General features: G+C 72.0%; 15 protein-coding genes. 4 read left to right on the top strand and 11 right to left on the bottom strand.

Translation table 11 applies throughout. The annotated features are described in order from the left end of the window. Both AB0C87_RS21235 and AB0C87_RS21240 read right to left on the bottom strand, forming a co-directional pair. A complete protein-coding gene (locus tag AB0C87_RS21235; RefSeq protein WP_360579110.1) occupies positions 1–2,907 on the bottom strand; it encodes an ATP-binding protein in 2,907 nt (968 codons plus the stop codon). A 173-nt stretch (positions 2,908–3,080) separates the two neighbouring features. Beyond that, complete coding sequence (locus AB0C87_RS21240; protein WP_360579112.1) at positions 3,081–3,773, bottom strand: phosphotransferase; 693 nt, start codon at positions 3,771–3,773, stop codon at positions 3,081–3,083. A 188-nt stretch (positions 3,774–3,961) separates the two neighbouring features. On the opposite strand from AB0C87_RS21240, the gene AB0C87_RS21245 reads away from it, so the two are divergent. Together AB0C87_RS21245 and AB0C87_RS21250 are read left to right on the top strand one after the other, a co-directional pair. Continuing rightward, entirely contained in the window at positions 3,962–4,888 is a 927-nt protein-coding gene (locus AB0C87_RS21245; protein WP_360579113.1) for a LysR family transcriptional regulator, read from the top strand. Positions 4,889–5,017: 129 nt separating this feature from the next. Further along, entirely contained in the window at positions 5,018–5,443 is a 426-nt protein-coding gene (locus AB0C87_RS21250; protein ID WP_360579115.1) for a DUF6069 family protein, read from the top strand. Between the two features lie 28 nt (positions 5,444–5,471). Here the strand turns inward: AB0C87_RS21250 and AB0C87_RS21255 are convergent, their stop codons facing one another. Further along, positions 5,472–5,870, bottom strand: a complete 399-nt coding sequence (locus tag AB0C87_RS21255) for an ATP-binding protein (RefSeq protein WP_353831795.1) — start codon at positions 5,868–5,870, stop codon at positions 5,472–5,474. 59 nt (positions 5,871–5,929) lie between these two features. Between AB0C87_RS21255 and AB0C87_RS21260 the strand changes: the two genes are divergently transcribed. Together AB0C87_RS21260 and AB0C87_RS21265 are read left to right on the top strand one after the other, a co-directional pair. Continuing rightward, complete coding sequence (locus tag AB0C87_RS21260; protein WP_360579117.1) at positions 5,930–6,823, top strand: helix-turn-helix transcriptional regulator; 894 nt, start codon at positions 5,930–5,932, stop codon at positions 6,821–6,823. Next, positions 6,814–7,002, top strand: a complete 189-nt coding sequence (locus AB0C87_RS21265) for a DUF397 domain-containing protein (protein WP_360579119.1) — start codon at positions 6,814–6,816, stop codon at positions 7,000–7,002. The genes AB0C87_RS21260 and AB0C87_RS21265 overlap by 10 nt, the downstream gene beginning before the upstream one ends. Before the next feature lie 18 nt (positions 7,003–7,020). On the opposite strand, the gene AB0C87_RS21270 is transcribed toward AB0C87_RS21265, so the two are convergent. From AB0C87_RS21270 to glf, 8 genes are all read right to left on the bottom strand, one after another. Next, complete coding sequence (locus tag AB0C87_RS21270; RefSeq protein WP_360579121.1) at positions 7,021–9,057, bottom strand: hypothetical protein; 2,037 nt, start codon at positions 9,055–9,057, stop codon at positions 7,021–7,023. A 244-nt stretch (positions 9,058–9,301) separates the two neighbouring features. Further along, positions 9,302–10,192 (bottom strand): class I SAM-dependent methyltransferase, encoded by an 891-nt coding sequence (locus AB0C87_RS21275; protein WP_360579123.1) that lies wholly within the window; start codon positions 10,190–10,192, stop codon positions 9,302–9,304. A 120-nt stretch (positions 10,193–10,312) separates the two neighbouring features. Beyond that, positions 10,313–11,401 (bottom strand): class I SAM-dependent methyltransferase, encoded by a 1,089-nt coding sequence (locus tag AB0C87_RS21280; RefSeq protein ID WP_360579125.1) that lies wholly within the window; start codon positions 11,399–11,401, stop codon positions 10,313–10,315. Next, complete coding sequence (locus AB0C87_RS21285) at positions 11,391–14,066, bottom strand: HAD family hydrolase (RefSeq protein WP_360579127.1); 2,676 nt, start codon at positions 14,064–14,066, stop codon at positions 11,391–11,393. Before AB0C87_RS21285 ends, AB0C87_RS21280 begins: the two co-directional genes overlap by 11 nt. A 78-nt stretch (positions 14,067–14,144) precedes the next feature. Then, entirely contained in the window at positions 14,145–14,966 is an 822-nt protein-coding gene (locus tag AB0C87_RS21290) for an ABC transporter ATP-binding protein (protein ID WP_345172830.1), read from the bottom strand. Positions 14,967–14,969: 3 nt separating this feature from the next. Further along, positions 14,970–15,839 carry an ABC transporter permease gene (locus AB0C87_RS21295; RefSeq protein ID WP_345172828.1) on the bottom strand — a complete coding sequence of 290 codons (870 nt, stop codon included), beginning with the start codon at positions 15,837–15,839 and terminating at the stop codon, positions 14,970–14,972. After that, the gene (locus AB0C87_RS21300; protein ID WP_360579129.1) at positions 15,836–17,902 is read right to left on the bottom strand and encodes a glycosyltransferase; all 2,067 of its coding nucleotides are present in this window, start codon (positions 17,900–17,902) and stop codon (positions 15,836–15,838) included. The genes AB0C87_RS21295 and AB0C87_RS21300 overlap by 4 nt, the downstream gene beginning before the upstream one ends. Then, on the bottom strand, positions 17,899–19,068 hold the full coding sequence (gene glf / locus AB0C87_RS21305; RefSeq protein ID WP_345172825.1) for a UDP-galactopyranose mutase: 1,170 nt from the start codon (positions 19,066–19,068) through the stop codon (positions 17,899–17,901). The genes AB0C87_RS21300 and glf overlap by 4 nt, the downstream gene beginning before the upstream one ends. Positions 19,069–19,190 lie beyond the last annotated feature (122 nt).

Here is a 19,190-nt window from a genome sequence, read left to right on the forward strand (position 1 = left end):
TCATTCGGCCTGGGGGCTGAGGAACGCGAGCCCCTTGGACGGATCCTCGAACGGTGTGACGAAGCGGTCGTACCAGCTCAGGACGGGCTCCAGCCATCCGGTGACGCGCATCGTCCCGGCGACGTGGTCGATCTGCTCGTCCTCGTCGAACCCGATCGCGACGACGGCCAGGTCCTTGAAGAAGCCCGACTGGTCGTCGTCGCCGTAGAGGGCGGTCGCGGCGATCGGACGGTTGCGTTCCAGCTCCATCGACAGCGGGTGGCGGCGCAGGGCGCGGAGCCGGTGGCCGAGCTTGGCGTGCGGCGGCTGCTTGAGGCCGGGGAGCTGGTAGTCCAGGGGCGGCGCGAGGGCGTGCTTGTCGGGCGCGCCGCCGCCGTAGGGAAAGAGCCTGTCGAGCTCGTGCAGCCACCTGACCTGCGGAACCACCCACTGCGGGCCGGGGGAGGCGCCCGGCGCGCCGCCGCCGAGCAGCCGCTGCGCGACCTCGGCGACGGCGGCGGTGAGGTCGGCCGGCGGGTAGGCGGTGCGCAGCCCCCGCGACCGCCGCGACACCGCCCGTTCGAGGACGGTCGCCAGCGCGCACTCGCGGAGCCGGGGCGTGAGCCGCGACCAGGCGCGCCCCAGTTCGGGCGGGACCGACGGGATCGGGCGGTTCGCCACATGCGCCAGGACGAGCGTGTCGGCCCACAGGCGCAGCCACGCCCAGTCGGCATGGCCCGCGATCAGGTCGGCCTCGCGCAGCTCGTACAGGGTGCAGGCGCGCCCCGAACGGCACTCGCAGCCGCACGCCGCCGACCGCCTGCCGTCCACGGGCGGGGGCGGGCCGGGCAGCTCCGCCTCGCGGCCCTCGCCGAGCGGCACCCGCACGCGCAGCGGACGGTCCATGCCGTCCGCGAACACGGCGGCGACGCCCGGACGCAGCGACACCACCTCGCGGGACTGGTCGCCGTCCAGGTTCATCGCCGCGCCGACCTGGTGCCGGTCGTCGAACGCGGGCAGCCGGTGCACCACTTTGAGCGCCGTGTTCTTGATGACGTCCGGGACGAGCTTCGTCGGGATCTGCTCGGCGACGATGATGCCCTCGCCGTACGCGCGGATCTCGGCGAGCATCCCGGCGAACAGCTCGACGGCGTGGGAGCTGCCGCGCTCGGGCCCCCGGTTGCGCAGCAGCCGGTGCGCCTCCTCGATCACGATGACGTGCCGCAGCGCCGACCCCGTGGCGCGGTCGCGCCTGCGCTCCCGCATCCGCAGGTGCTCGACGATGCGGATGATGAGCGTCCCCATGAGGAACGCCTTGTCCTCGTCGTTCGCGACGTCCTCGATGGCGAGCACGATGTTGTCGCGGAGCATCCCGCCGATGTCGGCCGGGTGGCCGCCCTCGAAGAACCGTCCGGCCGAGCCGATGCGCAGGGACCGCAGCCGCACGTCCACGAACCCCTGCACGTCGGCCATCAGCTCGCGGCCGTAGCCCACGTCCTGGATGACCTGGAGCGCCGCGTTCTGCAGCTGCTCCAGCGTCGGCACGGCGGGCTCGATGAGCGACCCGGGCACGCCCCCGCCCGTCACCACGTCCCACCCGTTGTTCTCGTAGACGCGCTGCAGCGCCTGCGCCATGATCTGCGGGAACGGCTCCTCGGCGTCGAACGCGGCCTGGAACAGCGCCCGCACCATGTCGATGTGCGCCTGGACGGGGTAGCCCGGCTCCGGCGCGAGCGGGTTCACCGACAGCGGCACCGAGTCCGGGTCCGAGGGGTTGACGACCGTGACGGGCCCGCCGAGGTCCTGGATGCGGCCCGCCATCGCCGCGTACTCCGACTTCGCGGGCTCGATCGCCAGCCACGGCACGCCCGCCCGGGTGAGCTGCTCCAGCAGGTGCCGGACCGTCTGCGACTTGCCCGCGCCGGTCGCGCCCGTGACGAACACGTGCCGGTTGATGGTCGAGCGGGGCACGGCGAACCGCCCGACCTCGCGGTCCTGGCCGTCCAGGATGGCGCCCAGCTCGATCTGCGCCTCCCCGCTCGCCGGGGCCGTCTCGGACGTCACGTCGAAGTACCCGGCGTCCAGCACCCGCAGCCCCGGCACCTCCCGCCGCGGCAGCCCGGCCAGCGCCGCCAGCGCCCCGGCCGTCGCGACGAACGGGAACCGCTGCTCCGCCTCGCTCATCGGCCGCACCTGAGCGGGCGCCGTCCCCGGGCCCAGCATCTCGGCGAACGACCCGCTCCCCTGCCCCGACCTCAGCCGGTACGGATGGTGCCCCAGCTCCATGGACCCGACCAGCACGGGCGCGATCTGCCCCAGCTCCGCCTGCGACGCGGCCCCGGCCACCACCCGGACCTGCCAGAGCCCGGCCTCGCGGAACGCGTCCAGCTCGGCGAGCCTCCGGTCGGCCCGCGCCACCGCGAGCCGCGCATGCTCGTCCTCACCCCGCCGCAACATCCGCAACTCGTGGTGCAGCTCGCGCATCTCGGCGTCGACCAGCCGCTCGTCGCACGGATCGGCGACCACGAACCACCCGAACGGCCGCTCCATCAGCGTGACGAGCGTCGACTCGAACAGCCCCGGCCCGGCCCCGGACCCCTGCGGCGCGAGCCGTCCCGGACACCGCGTCCACTCCATCCGCTCGGCCTGCCGCAGCCACCCGTCCCCGATCGGCACGCCCCGCGCCCCGCTGGGGAACAGCAGCCCGTGCGTCTCCGCCCCGGCCTCGGGCGTCCCGATCGGCCCCGCGTTGGTGATCAGCTCCAGCGGCGCCCCGCCGCCCGCCGACAGCCACCCGACGACGAACGGCCTCCCCGACCGCGCCGCCGACAGCGCCGCGGGCAGCACGCTCACGAAGTCCCACTCCGCGGACGCCTCCCGCTGCGGCACCGGAATCGCCTGGATCCGGTACCAGGGCCCCGGCAACACGAACGGCGCCCCCTGCACAGCGACCGGCGGCCCGCCCTGCGCCACCCCACCACCCCACCCGGAAGGCGGCCGGCCAGCACGAGACGAACCAGGGGGCATAGTCACCCCAGCATCCAACCCCGCCCCCACCCCCAACGCCAATGCCCGTCAAGGAAGAACCCGCCCCCCGCACGTCAGGGCGCGTCCCGCAGACCGCGGTCGATGTCGTCGGCGTGCTTTCCCAACCACACGATCTCCTGATGCAGCCAGGTGCCGGGGGTAGTGATCCGTCCGGCGCGCCGGTGCATGGCGAGCTCGTCCTCGACCCGGGCGACGATGAGCGCGCCGAACCCTCGCCGGCCCTCCTCTCCGAGCCCGTACACGTCGAGGAAGGTCCGCAGCAGAAACGTCTGCCGATCGAGAGGGCGGGCGACATCGGCGCCGAACAGCCACAACCAGGCGGCGTAGGCGAGATCGCGCGTACGCGGGCCGGGAGCCGCCTGGTCGAAGTCGAAGGCGGCCACGGGCAGGCCGTCGACGAAAGTGACGTTCAGCGGGGAGAAGTCGTTGTGGCACACGGTCTCCTGACCGCCCGCGATGGCCGCGCCCGCACTGGCGTCGTGCAGCCGGCGCAGCAACCGCGCCACCGCGGCGATCTGGGCGGACGTCCATTCCCGGGACCGGAACTCGGTCCGCGTCTCACCGCGCTGGAAGCTGAGGACCTCGCGCCCCTTGCCGTCGATCCCGAGCAGCCGGGGCGCCGCGTCGCAGCCCACCGCCTCGAAATGCCGGAGCAGTCGATGCACGAACGCCGAATGCGCCCCCATCGGCCGCCGCACCGTGTCACCGACCCGCACGACCCCCTCGGTGATGCGGCCTCCGCTCAACGGAATCTCCCGCTCCCCGGCGGACCTCCCGAGGGGGTCAAGGCGCGGAAACGGACGCGGTTCGCTCGACGGTGCCACCTAAGCTCCTCCTAGTCGTCGGACTGCCGACCGGATTGGCAATCAGAGCCGAACCCGCCCGGCGGCGTCCAACAACCGACACGCCGGCGCAGAACAACCAGGAGTTGTCGTTGGAGCTAGATCTCGGTGCCGTCCGAGCGTTCCTCGCCGTCGTCGACGACGGGCGATTCACCGAAGCCGCGGACCGCCTGGACATGACCCAGCAGGCGGTCTCCAAGCGGATCGCCAAGCTCGAAGCGGCCCTCGGCGTCCCCCTCCTGCACCGCTCCCGCACCGGCGCCGAGCCGACCGAGGACGGTGCGGCCTTCCTCCCCCAGGCCCGAGCACTGATCGGCCTCGCCGACCAGGCCACCGCGATGCTGCGCGCCCGCCACCGCGCCCTGCGCATCGACGTGCTCGGCCACAACGCGGCCCCGATCGAGATCGTCCGTTCCTTCTACGAGACCGGCGACGCCGAAGTCGACATCGTCGTCTCCCGCGGCGCCGGCTCACGCTGGACGGCCCTCACCGACGGCTCGATCGACGCCGCCTTCGGCCGCGTCACCGCACCCCTCCCACCTGGGATCAGGCGCGTCCCGGCCGCCCTGGAGCCCATCCCCATCCTGGTCGGCCACCGGCACCGCCTCGCCGAGCACCGCCAGGTGCCGATGAGAGAACTCTCAGGCTCGACGGCATGGATGCCCGGCAACACCCCCGAAAGCGAGTGGGCGGACTACTACCGCCACCTCAGCGCAGAGTTCGGCGTCCACATCGACACATCAGGCCCGGTCTTCGGCCACGACCACATGATGGAGAGGATCGGCGCCTCCCCCGACCTCATCACCTTCGGAAACAAGACCCAGTTCCCCGGCCACCCGGACGTCGTCCAGATCGCCATAACCGACCCCACCCCGGCCTACCCCTGGTCCCTGATGTGGCACGAGGCCAACCGCCACCCGTCCCTCCCCAGCTTCATCACCCACGCACAACACCACTACCGCCCTCAAACGGAATGGCTCCCAACTCCCGACCGCCCCCACTTCCCAACGCCACAATGACGGCGCCGTCGCGGCGGGCGGCGGGCGCGGACCCCCTTCCAAAGTCGGTGGTCGGCTTCTCTTTCGAGCGGCTCGGTCTGGTCTGCGGTGTGATGTGCCGTTCCCGCCCCTGCCGCGATGCTCATCGGCATGAGCAACGACACGCAGCAGACCGCGAAGACCTGCACCACCGCTCGGCGCAGGGGCCGCGCGATCAACGTCGCCGCCGCAGCGGCCGGCGCTCTGCTCCTCTGGGCCGTCAATGATCCCTGGGCCGGCAGCGCCCTCACCGTCCACCAGGGCGACTCCACCCAGCACATCGGCCCGGCTGCCGTCGTCGGCGCCGCGCTGGCCGCCGGACTGGCCGCCTGGGGGTTGCTCGCCCTCCTGGAGCGCACCGTCCGCCACCCCACCCGGGTCTTCCGGATCATCACGCTGATCACACTGGCCCTCTCGCTGGTGGGACCGCTGGGCAGCGGCGCCGACACCAGCAGCCGGCTCGTGCTGCTCGGCATGCACCTGACCGTCGGGGCCGCGCTGATCATCGGACTGCCCTACCGACGGAACCGCTGCTGATCAGCCGCCGGGCGTGCCCCCTCCGCCGTCATGAGGGGTCGACGACTGCGAAGACGACCTTGCCCGCGTTGCCGGCCAGGGGACGGACGCCCCAGCAGCGCGCGAACTGGTTCACGATGAACATTCCCCGGCCCGTCTCGCTGATGGTGTCCGCGCGCTGGACGCGGGGCAGATCGTAGGTCTCGTCCTGCACCTCCATCCACAACGCGCCGTCGTCCGTGCGCCCGACCCGGAACGTCACGTCACCGTCGGGCGCGGACGCGTACCGGAGGGCGTTGGTCACCAGTTCGCTCGCCACCAGGCAGGGGACGAAGTCGTCCATCTCCCACTGACCGGCGACCAGCCGAACGAACCGCCGCACCTCGGCGACGACCGCAAGATCGTTCTTCACCACGATCTCGTTCCCGTGACATGCCGACTCGCCCATGATCGATCTCCTCACTCTCTGTGGCGAACTCCACACGATTAGCAAGGTTTCTCAGTAGGATGTTGTTGCCAATTCGTCTTGGTGACGACTGGAAACTGGAAGGCCGCCGTGGTGAGGTGCCAAGGAGAGGAAACTTCGCGCTCATGCCTGCACGACGCCAACGCCCCAAAGAGTCCCCCGCGTTGATCGCCTTCGGTGGCCAGTTACGCCGCATGCGTGAGGCGAGGGAGATCACGCAACAGTCCATTGCCGATCACACAAACATCAGCAAGGCGCAGGTAAGCCGCATCGAGAACGGCACCAGGCGCGCCACTCGGGACTTCGTTGACGCGGTTGATCGTCTCCTTAAGGCTGACGGCGCCCTGATCAAACTCTGGCTGGACCTGAACAGGAACGGCCACCCTGTGCCGATCTGGTTCGACTGGCCCGAAGTCGAGTCTGAGGCGGCCATGCTCGTGTGCTGGGAACACTCCTTGATCCCTGGCTTGGCACAGACCCAGACTTACGCGTTGGCGATCCTGCACAACAACAAGGACGCCGCCGACACCCGCATCAGCCGCCAGGCGATCATCACCAGAGAAGGAGACAATCCCGCCCCCACCCTCGTGCTTCTCATCGATGAACAGGCCCTCTATCGGCCGGTCGGCACGGCCGAGACGATGCGAGAGCAACTGGAGCATTTGGTAGAGATCAGCATGTTGCCCAACGTCACGGTTCAAGTAGTGTTGACAAGCGGCGAGCATGACGGGAACACCGGCGCATTCGTGGTCGCGACGATGGACGATCGAAGCGAGGTCGCATATGTCGAGACGGCCATCCGCGCCATCACTACCGACGACCCCACAGACCTGTCCGCACTAGCACGAACCCTGGTCGCGCTTCGCTCGCGCACCCTTACAGAAGACATGTCCCGCGAGCTAATCAGGAAGGTTGCTCAGGAAAAATGGACCTGACGGACACCAAGTGGCGTAAGAGCAGCTACAGCGCTTCTAACGGAGGGAACTGCATCGAGCTTGCGGGCGCGGGGGACGCCGTGGCGGTGCGGGACAGCAAGGATCCGGACGGGCCCGTCCTCCTGCTCACCCGTGTGGCCCTGCGCCGCGCCGTGGACTCCGCCCTCGCGACTCGCTGAACCGGCCGCGACCGCCGGTCAGGGGGTGGACGGGGGGTCGGCTTTGTGGCGGCCGTTGGGCTTCAGGGGTGGGACCTTGCGGGGCTGGCGGGGGGCCGTGCCTCTGGGGAGGGCGTGGCGGGCTTTCTGGAGGCGCTGCGGAGCCGGCGCTTCGGGGGGCTTCGAGGGCTCGGGCGGGTCCGGTTCGGCGGGTTGCTCCGGGGTCTGCTGCTGTTCCCGGAGGTACTCCTCGAACTCCATCGAGTGGGCGGTCGGCAGCGTGATGATGCCCGGGTTCGCGTCCACCAGGAGGGTGCGGCGGCCTGTCGCGCCCGAGTGGGTGAAGACCATGGCCGTGGGCGGGAGCTCCTGGAGTTGCAGGGGTTCGATGAGGAGTTCACGGAAGCGCTGCTTGTCGGGACGGGGCCGGGCGACCGTGCGGCCCCAGGCGGTCGCGGAGCTGATGCCCTCCACCAGGACGGAGTCGTCGGCGGCGGGGGCGGGCAGCGGCGTCCAGACGGGGTCGGTGAGGCCGTCGCCGCGGGGGCGCGCGTAGGCGACCGTGCTGGCGTAGGACTCGCCCGCCACGTCGAACAGCGTCTCGGCGGCCGAGTCGGTGATCTCGGCGACGAGGAGCGGCTGCCCGGCGCCGATGTGCTCGGCGGCGACGCGGGCGTCCTCGGGGTTGCCGAGGCGCATGAACCCGACGGCGGCGTGGCCGCGGCGGCCGAGGCGCTCGCGGACGTGGCCGGGGATCGACCGGTACATCAGGACGAGCCCGGTGCCGGTGGCCTCGCAGGCGTCGATGAGGCGGTCCAGGACGTCCCCGCGCAGCTTCTCGGCCCCGCAGAGGAAGAGCGTGTGGTCCCAGCGGCCGCCGGGCGGGGCCTCGCGGATCCGGTGCGTGAGGGCGGTCGTCACGTAGGTGCCGAGGATGCGGTTGGTGAGGACGCCGGCGCGCCGGTCCATCGACACCACGTGCAGGCGCGAGGGCGGCAGGCGGACGGGCTCGGTGGCGAGCTTCTCCAGCTTGCGGAGCTGCGCCTCCAGCGCCCACGCGCGGCGGACGACGATGCGGTCGGTCGCGTCGCGGCCGAACAGGGTCGCGATCCGCTCGTGCTGCTCGTCGGTGAGCAGGCCCTTGCGCAGGTCGTCGCGGGGGTCGCCGACCTGGGCGAGGACGCGCAGGGCGGCGGTGATCTTGGGGATGGTGGTGTCCGGGCCGAGGACCTCGATGAGGCGTTCCAGGATCGAGTTGTCGAACGACAGGTCGCGGGTGCCGCCCTCTTCCTCGCCCGCGCTGACGACCAGGGACAGCACGTCGGCGAGCGCCTCGGGGTTGAGGCCGCGGGTGGCGTCGAGGCGCGGGAGGTCGGCGGGCAGGACCCAGACGAGCGGGTCGTCGCCGCGGTCGGCCGCGAGCCGGAGGAGGTCGTGCGCGACCGCCCCCTCGGACAGGTCGATCACGGTCAGCCGCGCGCCCACGGCGAGCCTGGCAGCGCCCATCGTCGTGACGGCCGCCGACCATCCGGCGAGGGTGCCGCCCACGACGTCCACCCGGTCGACCCCGGGCGGGACGGCCACCGGGTACCACTCGCGCTGGCTCTCGTACGCCGACTGGCGGCGCTCCCACTCGGCCCGCTCCTTGGAGTAGGCCTCGTCGGCCTTCCTGCGGGCCCGCTCGCGTGCGGCCCGGTCGCGTGCCTCCACGTCCCGCTCGTGGGCGATCCGTTCGCGGACGCCGCGTTCGTCCCGCCACAGCGCACCGCCGGTGATGGCGAGGACGACGCCGCACGCCAGCAGCGCCACGATGGCGAACGCCCACGGGATCACCCCGGCGGCGCCGCACAGGAGGAACAGGCCGACGAACACCAGCGTGCCGGCGAACGCGATGCGCAGCGGACGCCCGGCCATGTCCTCGCCGGGCCGCCGCGCGGGAGGCGGCAGCGGCGCCCGCGGCGGCGCCTCAGGCCGGTCGGGAGGCGGCCCCGGGTCGGGGTGCACCTGCGCGTAGCGCCAGCCCACGTAGACGCGGTCGGCCTGTGTGAGCCGCGCCATCGCGGACCCGCTCGCCATGTCCGTCACGTCGAGAGACCCCTGGGAGTCGCGGGAATGTATGGAACGCCTGGGGGTGGCCGGTTCGGTTGCTTACGGTCGGTTTCCTACACAGCACAGGGTAAAGAGCTTCCCGCGTTCCCGCGCCACGTTCAATGGAACAGCCCCGCGGACGACCCGTCTCGCTCGTCAAATCGGTCACCAGGTCAGCCCGCGGGAAAGATCGGGCACACTCCCGCTCGGGGTTGGCCGGATCCGGCCACCGTCAGCCCGCGGGGGACGCTTTCACCGGCAGGAACGCCTCCAGCTCCATGGCGGGATACGGGTACTTCCACTCCACCCCGTCGAACGGGACGTACATCCCCTCCGGCTGTCCGGCGAGGAAATAGTTCCCGTTCCATCGGTTCGGAACGGTCACCGGCGCCTCAGGCGGAAAGTTCGCGCCGAGCGCCTCGTACTTGACCCCCGCGCCGAACATCGCGTGGACGGCGGCGTCGACGAAGTTGAGGTACTGGATGTCGCCGCGCAGGTGGGTGGCATGGATCGCCAGCCCGTGGACGCGGTCGCGGACGAAGAACAGCGAGCTCAGGTCCCGGACGACCTGGTCGAAACCGTGCGCACCGTCGTGGTGCACCAGGGCGCGCGTCTGCGGCTCGGCCTCCAGCACGTTGGCGACATAGGTCGGCAGGTCACCGTGGAACATGCGGACGCGCGTCATGGCGCGCGGGAAGATGCGGCGCAGCCGCTCGTAGGTGAACTGCAGGTAGGCGGCGTTGACGTCGACGAGGTCGAGTTCGAGGCCCATCGGCTCGACGCAGCCGGCGAGGACGGCCGCGGAGCCCCCCATGAAGACCCCCAGGTCGACCAGCCTGGTCAGCTCCCCGTGGCAGCGCTCGACGCAGCAGAACAGGTCGTAGTAGTGGTAGGCGCTGCACTGGTCCTCGTAGAGCAGTCCCGCCTCCCCGATCCTGGCGGCCGCGCGGTCGAAGACGGCGTTCCTGCCGGCGAACTTTCCCAGCTCGGCGCGATGGCCTCCCCGAATCGGGATGTGCAAGGCCTCGTGCAGGTTCTCGACGTCGACGAGGTTCGGGTCAGGTTCGAGGAAGGTTCCCCAGGTGGCCCGGTGCATCGCCACGGTCGAGACGTAGTCCGTCATTGCCTGCTCCCTCTCCTGGAGTTGGGGCGTCCACGGCCACGGGATCCGGGCCGGTGGCGGTGGCCGCGGCGGGCCAGGTCACGGCGCCCGGCGACGGCGTCCAGCCGCCGGACAGCGGGTTCACGGCCGGGGTCCCGGCGACTTGCGGATGCGGGCGGAGAGCGCCCGGCCGAGGTTGGACACGGCCGCCCCGAGCTCTTGCTCCGGAACCGGCGACGGAGCGGGCGGCGTGTCGCGCAGCCGCTGAAGCTCCTGGCTCCTGGACGCGTTCTCCGTGGCGGCGCGGTCGAGTTCGTCCTTCAGGCGGGCGATCTCCCGCTGCTGGGCGTTGATGGTCTCGGTCAGCCGGGTGGCCTCCCTGGTGCGGGCCGCCGCCTCGTACTGGAGCTGCAGGACGCGGGTGTAGAGGGCGATGCGGTTGTTCTCCATCGCGGCGAGCAGGCGCGAGGACGTGTAGGGCCGCAGCGCCTCGAAGACGGCGTCCGTGCCGGGTGCGCCCGTCCTGGCGAGGACGCCGAAACCGAACACGGCCGGGACGATCTGGAACCGCCAGTCGCCGGTCCCGTCCAGCGCGTCCTCGACGGCCGTGAGGACGCCGTTGCGGGGTCCGCCCGCCCGCTCGGCCACGGTGTAGGCGCCGTCGCCGACGAACCCGGCGGGGGTGAGCTCGTCGTGCCAGACCGTGGGGCCGTCGGTCGTGGCCGGGTGCGCGTCCTCCGGCGCGACCGGCGACGGCTGGTAGTAGAAGTCGCGGCGACCGCACGGCCACAGCACGTCGTGCAGGACGACCACGGCGTCCGGGGCGTTCGCCATGATCCAGGCGAGTTCGTCGCGGACGACCGCGTAGTTGTGGTCGCCGTCCAGGATGTAGAGGTCCGCCAACGGCAGGTCGGGCAGCACGGCGGGCGAGAGGCCCTCCACCAGGTTCAGGCGCGGGTCGCCGTCGAGGACGGCGCGCAGCTCCTCGCCGGGTGCGGGCTCGACGCAGTGGACGGTCGCGCCGAGGTCGGCGTACAGGGCGCTGACCTGGCCCGACTCCACGCCGACCTCGACGACGACGCCGATGTCGCGGCAGCGGAAGACCGCCTCGAACAGCTCGCGGAACACCGCCATCGAGTGCAGCAGCAGCGGCTGCTCCCGGGCGGCGCGGGACTGCTCGTGCGGGTCGTCCGGGGATCCGGTCGACGCCGCCCCGAGGTCACGTGTCACCGAGCTTCCTCCTGGCCACTCGTCCGGCTCCGGCGGCGATGCCGCGGACCCCGGCGGTCCGGTACTCCGTGCGGACGCGTTCGGTGATCCGCGCGGCCCGGGCGGCCCGCTCGGCCCTCCGGTCGACCGGCATGCGCGGCGCCATGCCCGTCGCCGACTGGGGCAGCATCGCGAACGCGATCGTGATCTGCCCGGACGAGACCGCCGGCACCCCGGCGCGGCGGGCGAGCGGGAGCCACACGGCCGCGTAGGAGGTGTCGAACTCCATGAGGTTGCCGCCGAGGTAGCGGCAGTCGGCGTAGTGCAGGCCGACGAAGTCCTCCGGCTTGTCCCAGCGCAGCACCTGCTCGCGACGCCGCCCCCCGGCGATGACCCTGGCCTCGATCCAGTCGACCCGCACGATCGCGGGACGGCCGGGGATCGCGAGCGAGATGTCGACCGTGTCGTGGTGCTCGAAGGAGAGCCGGGAGAACGACAGGCCGTTGTGATTGATCCGGACGCGGCGCCGGATGGGCTCGTGCCACCGGTCGTCGGCCGTCCGGAACCGCAGCCGCGTCTCGTGCTTCTCGCCGGACGGGTCGAACGCCTCGGCGTCGATGGCGCCGTCGGCGATCGCCCTCGCCATGGCGCCGAGCCCGGTGTCGGACGCGGCGATCAGCGCGGGCCAGAACGAGTCGCGCATGTGCAGGTCGCCGAGGTCGCCCGGCGACAGGTACGGGACGGCCGCCTTGAGGTCGGCGGGCAGCAGCGTGGTGACCAGGGACGAGCCGAAGTTGTCCTCGTGGGTCCAGTTGCCGAAGACGGCGGCCTCGTCGGGGGTGGGCGACTCCAGAGCGGCCACCAGGATGCGCGCGAGCCGGTTCCGCGCCGCCTCCGGGCGGGCGAGGTCGGGCCAGGCGCCGCCGGACGCGGCGACGTACCGGTTCCACATGCGCTGGAAGGCCAGGACGCCGTCCTGCACGGTCCGGCGCTCGGCGTTCTGGGACGGCGAGTCGGCCGTCCGGCCGAGGACCGGCGCGCCGTCCTCGGTGTAGCCGATGAGGGAGCCGCACAGCGCGTTGACGCACTGCTCGACGATCTCGGGGCTGCGGGTGACGGTCGCCGCGACGTGCGTGGGATGCCCGGACTGGGCCAGGTAGCCCTCGGCGCGCAGGCCGGCCATGTGGACGCGCTCGGCCCGGCCGTCGGTGGCCAGGTACAGCCCCGCCGGCCTGACGTCGATGCGGGCGATCTCCAGGGCGCGGGCGAGCTGGCGCTGGATCGTCCCGCCCCAGCCGAGGTCGACGAGCGTCAGCTCGCCCGCGGCGAGGGCGTCGTCGTCGAGGGCGCCCGCGTCCCGCAGCGACTTGATCATGCGTTCGCGGGCGGCGGTGACGGTCACCGCGAGCCGGTTGCACAGGTGCGGCGTCTCGGTCAGCGCGCGGGCGACCCGCTCGGCGATGTCGCCGTTGTCGATGACGGTGTCCAGCTCGGTCGCGAGGCCGGGCACGTCGCCGGGCTGGAGTTCCAGGACCGACAGCGCCTGCCGGACGGTCAGCCGGTAGCCGGTGCGGACGAAGGCGTGCACCGCGCCGGTGTCGTGGGGGTCGAGCCCGGCGAGCGAGGTCGTGAACCGCGACAGCCACACCGGGGCGGCGCGCACGTCCCAGCCGCGCGCCGCGGCGGCCTCGTTGATCAGCCGGGACAGCAGTTCGCCCTCGCGCATCGGGCACCACAGCCGGCGGATGCCGGTGTCGTGCGCCCGCCACGCCGCCCATTCGGCGAAGCCGGTCAGCACCGGGCCGAGGACGCCGGCGCCGTAGCGCCACGCGACGTCCAGCGCGGAGGTGGTGAACGGGACGCCGGAGTGGACCGCCTTGGCGCGCAGGCTGGTGAGGCCGAAGTCGCCGTGCCGGTCGTCCAGGTCGGGGGCGTGGTCTCCGAACGGTCCGACGGGTTCCTTCTCGCGTCCGAGCACGTCGAGGTAGGGGTCGTCGAGCCTGCGGTAGTGCACGGTGCGGATGCCGAGCTTGCGGGGCACCTCGTGGTCGGCGATCTCGTGGTCGCCGACGTGCACGATCTGCTCAGGGCCGCGGTCGAGTTCGCGCAGCACGATCTCCCAGAGGCCGGACGCCTTGTCGGTGCCGTGCTGGTTGGAGCGGAAGACGCGCACGCCGTCCAGCGGGCCGAGTTCCGGCCGGTCGAGGAGCCGGGAGAGGTGTTCCTCGGTGAAGTAGGTGTCGGACACCAGGACGACCTGGAGGTCCTGCTCGCGCGCCGCCCGGACGACCTCGGCGACGTCCAGGTCCACGACGGTGAGCTCGCGCTCCACCTGGACCTCGGCCTCGACCAGCTCCTCCAGGGACGCGGCGCCGAAGATCCCGTCCGGCATCGCGCGCCAGACGTCGAAGAGGGAGACCTCGGTGCCGAGGGCGTCGCGGCCGCGGCGCGCGGCGTCCTCGGCGGCGATGCGCATGCGGCGGAACGTCGCGTCCGTCACCCAGGGCGGGCAGAGGCCCGACTCCCGCATCCGGGCCCCGAGCAGGGCGAACGCGTCGGTGGGACGGGGCACCCGGCGCCACAGCACCGTGTCGAAGACGTCCAGCGACAGGACGGCGCACGCCCGGTCGGCGATGACGCGGTGGACGTCGTCGAGCAACGGGCTGCCGGACTCCTGCTTGGTCAACGCCGCACCTCTCCCCTGGTCCTGCATCCCCTGGTCCTGCACCGGCGGGCGCGGCCCCCGGCCGCGGCTCGGGACACCCTATCCACCGAGAACTCCGTTTCCCCCGGAAACTCCCGGTGCGGCCGTCGTCCCGGCCGCCGCGGCGCGGCGGGCGGCGCGGTCCTCGCGGACGAGCCGGCCGGCCTCCTCCGTCGGCCCGTCGAAGATCACCCGGCCCTGCCGCATGGTGACGCCGCGGTCGCACAGCCCGACGAGCATCCGGATGTCGTGCGCGACGACGACCATGGTCCGGCCCTCGCCGCGCAGCTCGCGGATGCGGTCCAGGCACTTCTCCCGGAACGGCGGGTCGCCGACGGCCAGCACCTCGTCGATGAGGAAGACGTCCGGCTCGGTGTGCGCCGCGATCGAGAAGGCCAGCCGCATGAACATGCCGGACGAGTAGAACTTCACCTGGTCGTCCAGGAAGCGCTCGACGCCGGAGAACTCGACGATCGCGTCGAACTTGCGGGCGATCTCGGCCTGCGGCATGCCGAGGATCGCGCCGTTGAGGTAGACGTTCTCGCGGCCCGTCAGCTCGGGGTGCAGGCCGGCGCCCACGTCGATCAGGCCGGCGATGCGCCCCCGGACGAGGACCGACCCGCTGTCCGGGCGCAGCACCCCGGAGATCATCTTGAGCAGGGTGCTCTTGCCGGAGCCGTTCAGCCCCATGAGCGCGACGGTCTCGCCCTGGCCGATGGTGAGGCTCACCTCGTCCAGCGCCCGGAACCGGTCCGACAGGCGCTGCCCGCGGAACGCGCGGACGCTCATCTCCTTGATCGAGCGCGCGTGCCGCAGGGTGAAGTTCTTCGTGACGCGGTCGATGACGATCGACGGGGCCGCGGTCGGGTGCGAGGCGTTCAACGGCTACAGCTCCTGCGCGAAGCGCGCCTGCATGCGGGAGAACGCCGCGTGCCCGGCGGCGAACACCAGCACGCTGGCGGCCAGGGCGACCCCGGCGTGGGCGTAGAGGTGGGGCGGGAAGGCGTGGTCGCCGCGGGTCCCGGGGTACCAGAAGGCCCGCTGGAACAGAGAGACGGCGCTGACGAGCGGGTTGGCGAGGTAGACGTCCAGCACCCAGCCGGGCGCGTGCTCCCGGACGTGGGTCCATGGATAGATCATCGGCACCGACCAGGTGATGACGATCATGGAGATGTCCACGACCTGCTCCAGGTCGCGGAAGAACACGTTCACGGCCGCGCAGAGCAGCCCGAGCCCGAAGCCGAGCACGAGGACGATCGCGAACCCGTACAGGGCCGCGCCGAGCTCCGCGGGCGACGGCCGCCATCCGGCGGCGACGGACCCGCCCAGCAGGATCATCATCCCGGGCAGGAAGTGGACGAGCGAGACCAGCACCGACGCGGTCGGGAACAGCTCGCGCGGCAGGAACACCTTGCGGACGAGCGCGGCGTTGCCCGTCACCGAGCGGGTCGTCGAGTGCAGCGTCTCGGTGAACAGGTTGATCAGCACCATGCCCGAGAACAGGTAGACCGGGAAGTCCTCGACCCGGTCGTCCATGCCGAGGAACACGCCGATGACGTAGAAGTAGACGCCGAAGTGCACGGCCGGCCGCACGTAGGACCAGCCGAGGCCGAGCAGCGAGCCCTTGTAGCGGGCTCTGAGCTCCCGGCGCACCAGCAGCCGCAGCAGGTACTTCTCCCGGAAGGTCCGCCGGAGGCCGCCGTCCCCTCCCGGCGCCCGCAGCCCCTCGTCGGCGCGGACCGGCGTGGCGGTCATCCGCGCCCGCCCCCGTCGGCGCCCCCGCCGCCCGCGTCGGCACTCCCGCCGCCCGCGGCGTCGAACGTCGCCCGCCATGCCTCGGCGGAGGCGAGGTCGGCCATCGCGGCCCGGTAGCGGCGGCTCAGCTCCGGCCACTCGCGCCCCAGCCGGGCGTGCAGCAGCGACGTGCGCCGCAGCAGCGTCCGGAAACGCTCCGGGTCGCGCTGGTACCAGGCCACCCTGGTGCCGTCGGCGGAGGAGACGAGCGCGCTGTCGACCTGCGACAGCAGGCTCCAGTGCCGGTCGATGTGCGGGACGACGGCCTGCGGGTTGCCGCGCGAGCCGGGTTCGACCGGACGGAGCTGCCTGACGGTGCCGAGCATCGCGCTCGCGAGCACGTTCGCCGTCCCGCGCGGCGGCTTGAACCCGCGCCCGCGCTTCGGCGGCTTGGCGCGCCGGACCTGCGGGAACTCCTCGTGGCTGGCGCGGTTCTGCGCGTCGGGGAAGTCGGCGCGGAACGCGAGGATCTCCGGCAGCTTCGAGGCGATGCCCGCGTGCATGTGCTCGGGGCCGCTCAGCACGTCCTCGATCGCCGACAGCATCAGCTCGGCGGTGGAGTACTGCATGGCCAGCGCGTGCTTCACCGAGATGATGAAGCTCTCCTTGAGCAGGTTGCCGCCGCGCTCGTACGGCGAGTGCATGAGGGCGGTGACCAGGCGGTTGCGCTCGTGGAAGTACGCCTGCCAGTCGATGCCGTCGTCCTTGTCCTGCCAGGGGACGTGCCAGGCGGCCATGCCCGGCAGCGTCACGGTCGGGAAGCCGGCCTCGCCGGCGCGGACGCAGTACTCGGCGTCGTCCCACTTGATGAACATCGGCATCGACAGCCCGACCTTGCGGACGACGTCGGTGGGGATCAGGCACATCCACCAGCCGTTGTAGTCGACGTCCACGCGCCGGTGCAGCCACTTCGTCTTGAGGAGGCTGCCGGAGCTGGTCCGCGCGCGGGGGCTCGGGTCGGGCGGCCTGGCGAAGTCGTGCTCGCGCTTGGTGTGCGGGGCCTCCTCCCACCACCAGCGGTACCGTCCGATGGTCTCGCCGTAGGCGTGCAGCTGCGAGCGGACGAAGAGGTTGAACATGTGGCCGCCCACGATCGTCGGCGTCCGGGCGAAGTCCGCGAACGCGACGGCGCGCAGGACGCCCTCGGTCTCGGTGACCACGTCGTCGTCCAGCAGCAGGACGTAGTCGCTGGTCCCGGCCTTGAGGGTCTCGTCCATCGCGCGGGAGAAGCCGCCGGAACCGCCGAGGTTGCCCTGCTCGATGACGTGCAGCTTCGGCCCGAGCGACGCGGCGGCGCGCGCGAAGCCGTCGTCGTCGCGGACGCGCTGGTCCCCCTGGTCGACGACGTAGACGGCGTCCACCACCTCCAGCACCTCGGGCGCGCCGCCGAGCGCGACGAGCTGGTCGACGCAGAAGCCCGGGCGGTTGTACGTCGTGATGCCCAGGCTGACCCGCCCCTGCCGGACGGGTCCGGTGGCGCCCGTGTCGGCGCACCAGTCGGCCCGCTCCAGGACGGCGTTGCTCTCCCCGGCGAGCACGTCCATCCAGTACCAGCCGCCGTCGATGAACGGGCGCAGCGTCAGCCGGAACGTCTCCTCGCGGGAGGTCGCGGAGTCGACGCGGACGGAGTCGACGCGCTGGACGTGGCCCTTCGCGCTGGACCGGTAGACGATGACCGTGGCCTGGCCCCGCAGCCGGACCCGCAGCACGACCTCCTCCACCGACGTCCAGCGGCGCCAGTAGCTGGCGGGGAAGGCGTTGAAGTAGGTCGCGAACGAGACCCGGCGCCCGACCGGCACGACCACGCTGCGCCGGCCGACGCCCTCCGGCCCGTCGGCCGGGGCCCCGGCCGAAGCCTCGGCGGCCGTCTCCGCCGCGACGGCCTCGGCTCCACGGGCGATCTCGCCCTCGACGTACAGCTTGAGCACGTCCAGGTCGCGGTCGACCGGCATGACGACGCGCTGCAGGACCCGCAGCCCGGGGGCGGCGCCGGACTCCCCGGACGCCTCGGCGTGTTCGGTCACTCGTCCATACCTCCGCTAGTGAGACGCGAACCCTCGCCGAAATGGGGACGCAGCCGGTTGTCGACCATGGTGAGCGCGCTCGCGATGGCCATGTGCATGTCGAGGTACTTGTAGGTGCCGAGCCGCCCGCCGAAGAGCACGCCGTCCTCACGCCGGGCCAGTTCCCGGTAGGCGAGCAGCCGGGCCCGGTCGGCGGCGGTGTTGACGGGATAGTACGGCTCGTCGCCGCGGGCGGCGGCCCGCGAGTACTCCCGCATGATGACCGTCCGGTCGGACGGGTAGGCGGCCCGCTCGGGGTGGAAGTGCCGGAACTCGTGGATCCGGGTGTAGGGAACGTCCTCGTCGGCGTAGTTCATGACGGGGGTGCCCTGGAAGTCGCCGGTCGGGACGACCTCCGTCTCGAAGTCCAGCGTCCGCCAGCCCAGCTCGCCCTCGGCGTAGTCGAAGTAGCGGTCCAGCGGGCCGGTGTAGACGACGGGGACGTTGCCGACGAGGTCGTCGCGCAGGTCGAGGAAGTCGGTGTTCAGCCGGACCTCGATGTTCGGGTGGTCGGCCATCCGCTCCAGCCAGGCGGTGTAGCCGTCGACCGGGAGCCCCTCGTGGGCGTCGTCGAAGTACCGGTTGTCGAAGGTGTAGCGCACCGGGAGCCGGGTGATGATCTCCGCGGGCAGGTCGCGGGGGTCGGTCTGCCACTGCTTGGCGGTGTAGCCGCGGATGAACGCCTCGTACAGCGGGCGCCCGATCAGCGAGATCGCCTGCTCCTCCAGGTTGGCCGGGCGGCGGATCTCGGCGGCCTGCTCGGCGATCAGCGCGCGCGCCTCGCCGGGGGTGAAGACCCGGCCGAAGTACTCGCAGATCGTGCCGAGGTTGATCGGCATCGAGTAGACCCGGCCCTTGTAGGTGGAGTACACGCGGTGCCGGTAGCCGGTGAAGGCGGTGAACCGGTTCGCGTACTCCCAGACCCGCTCGTTGGAGGTGTGGAACAGGTGCGCGCCGTAGCGGTGCACCTCGATGCCCGTCTCCGGCTCCGCCTCGCTGTAGGCGTTCCCGCCGATGTGGTCGCGGCGGTCGAGCACGAGCACGCGCAGGCCGAGGCCGGCCGCGCATCGTTCGGCGACCGTGAGACCGAAGAAACCGGCACCGGCCACCACGAGATCAACGTTCACTGGACGGCGTCCATCCGACTCGTGCGGGGAGCGAGGGACCTGGCCGCACGGGGGCGCCGGCCGGATCCACTGTACGGAATGCGGCTAAGATACCCGGGGTTCGTTCGGTACCGTCGCAGGAA

This window comes from Actinomadura sp. NPDC048021, from assembly GCF_040653135.1.
GTDB classification, from domain to species: domain Bacteria; phylum Actinomycetota; class Actinomycetes; order Streptosporangiales; family Streptosporangiaceae; genus Spirillospora; species Spirillospora verrucosospora.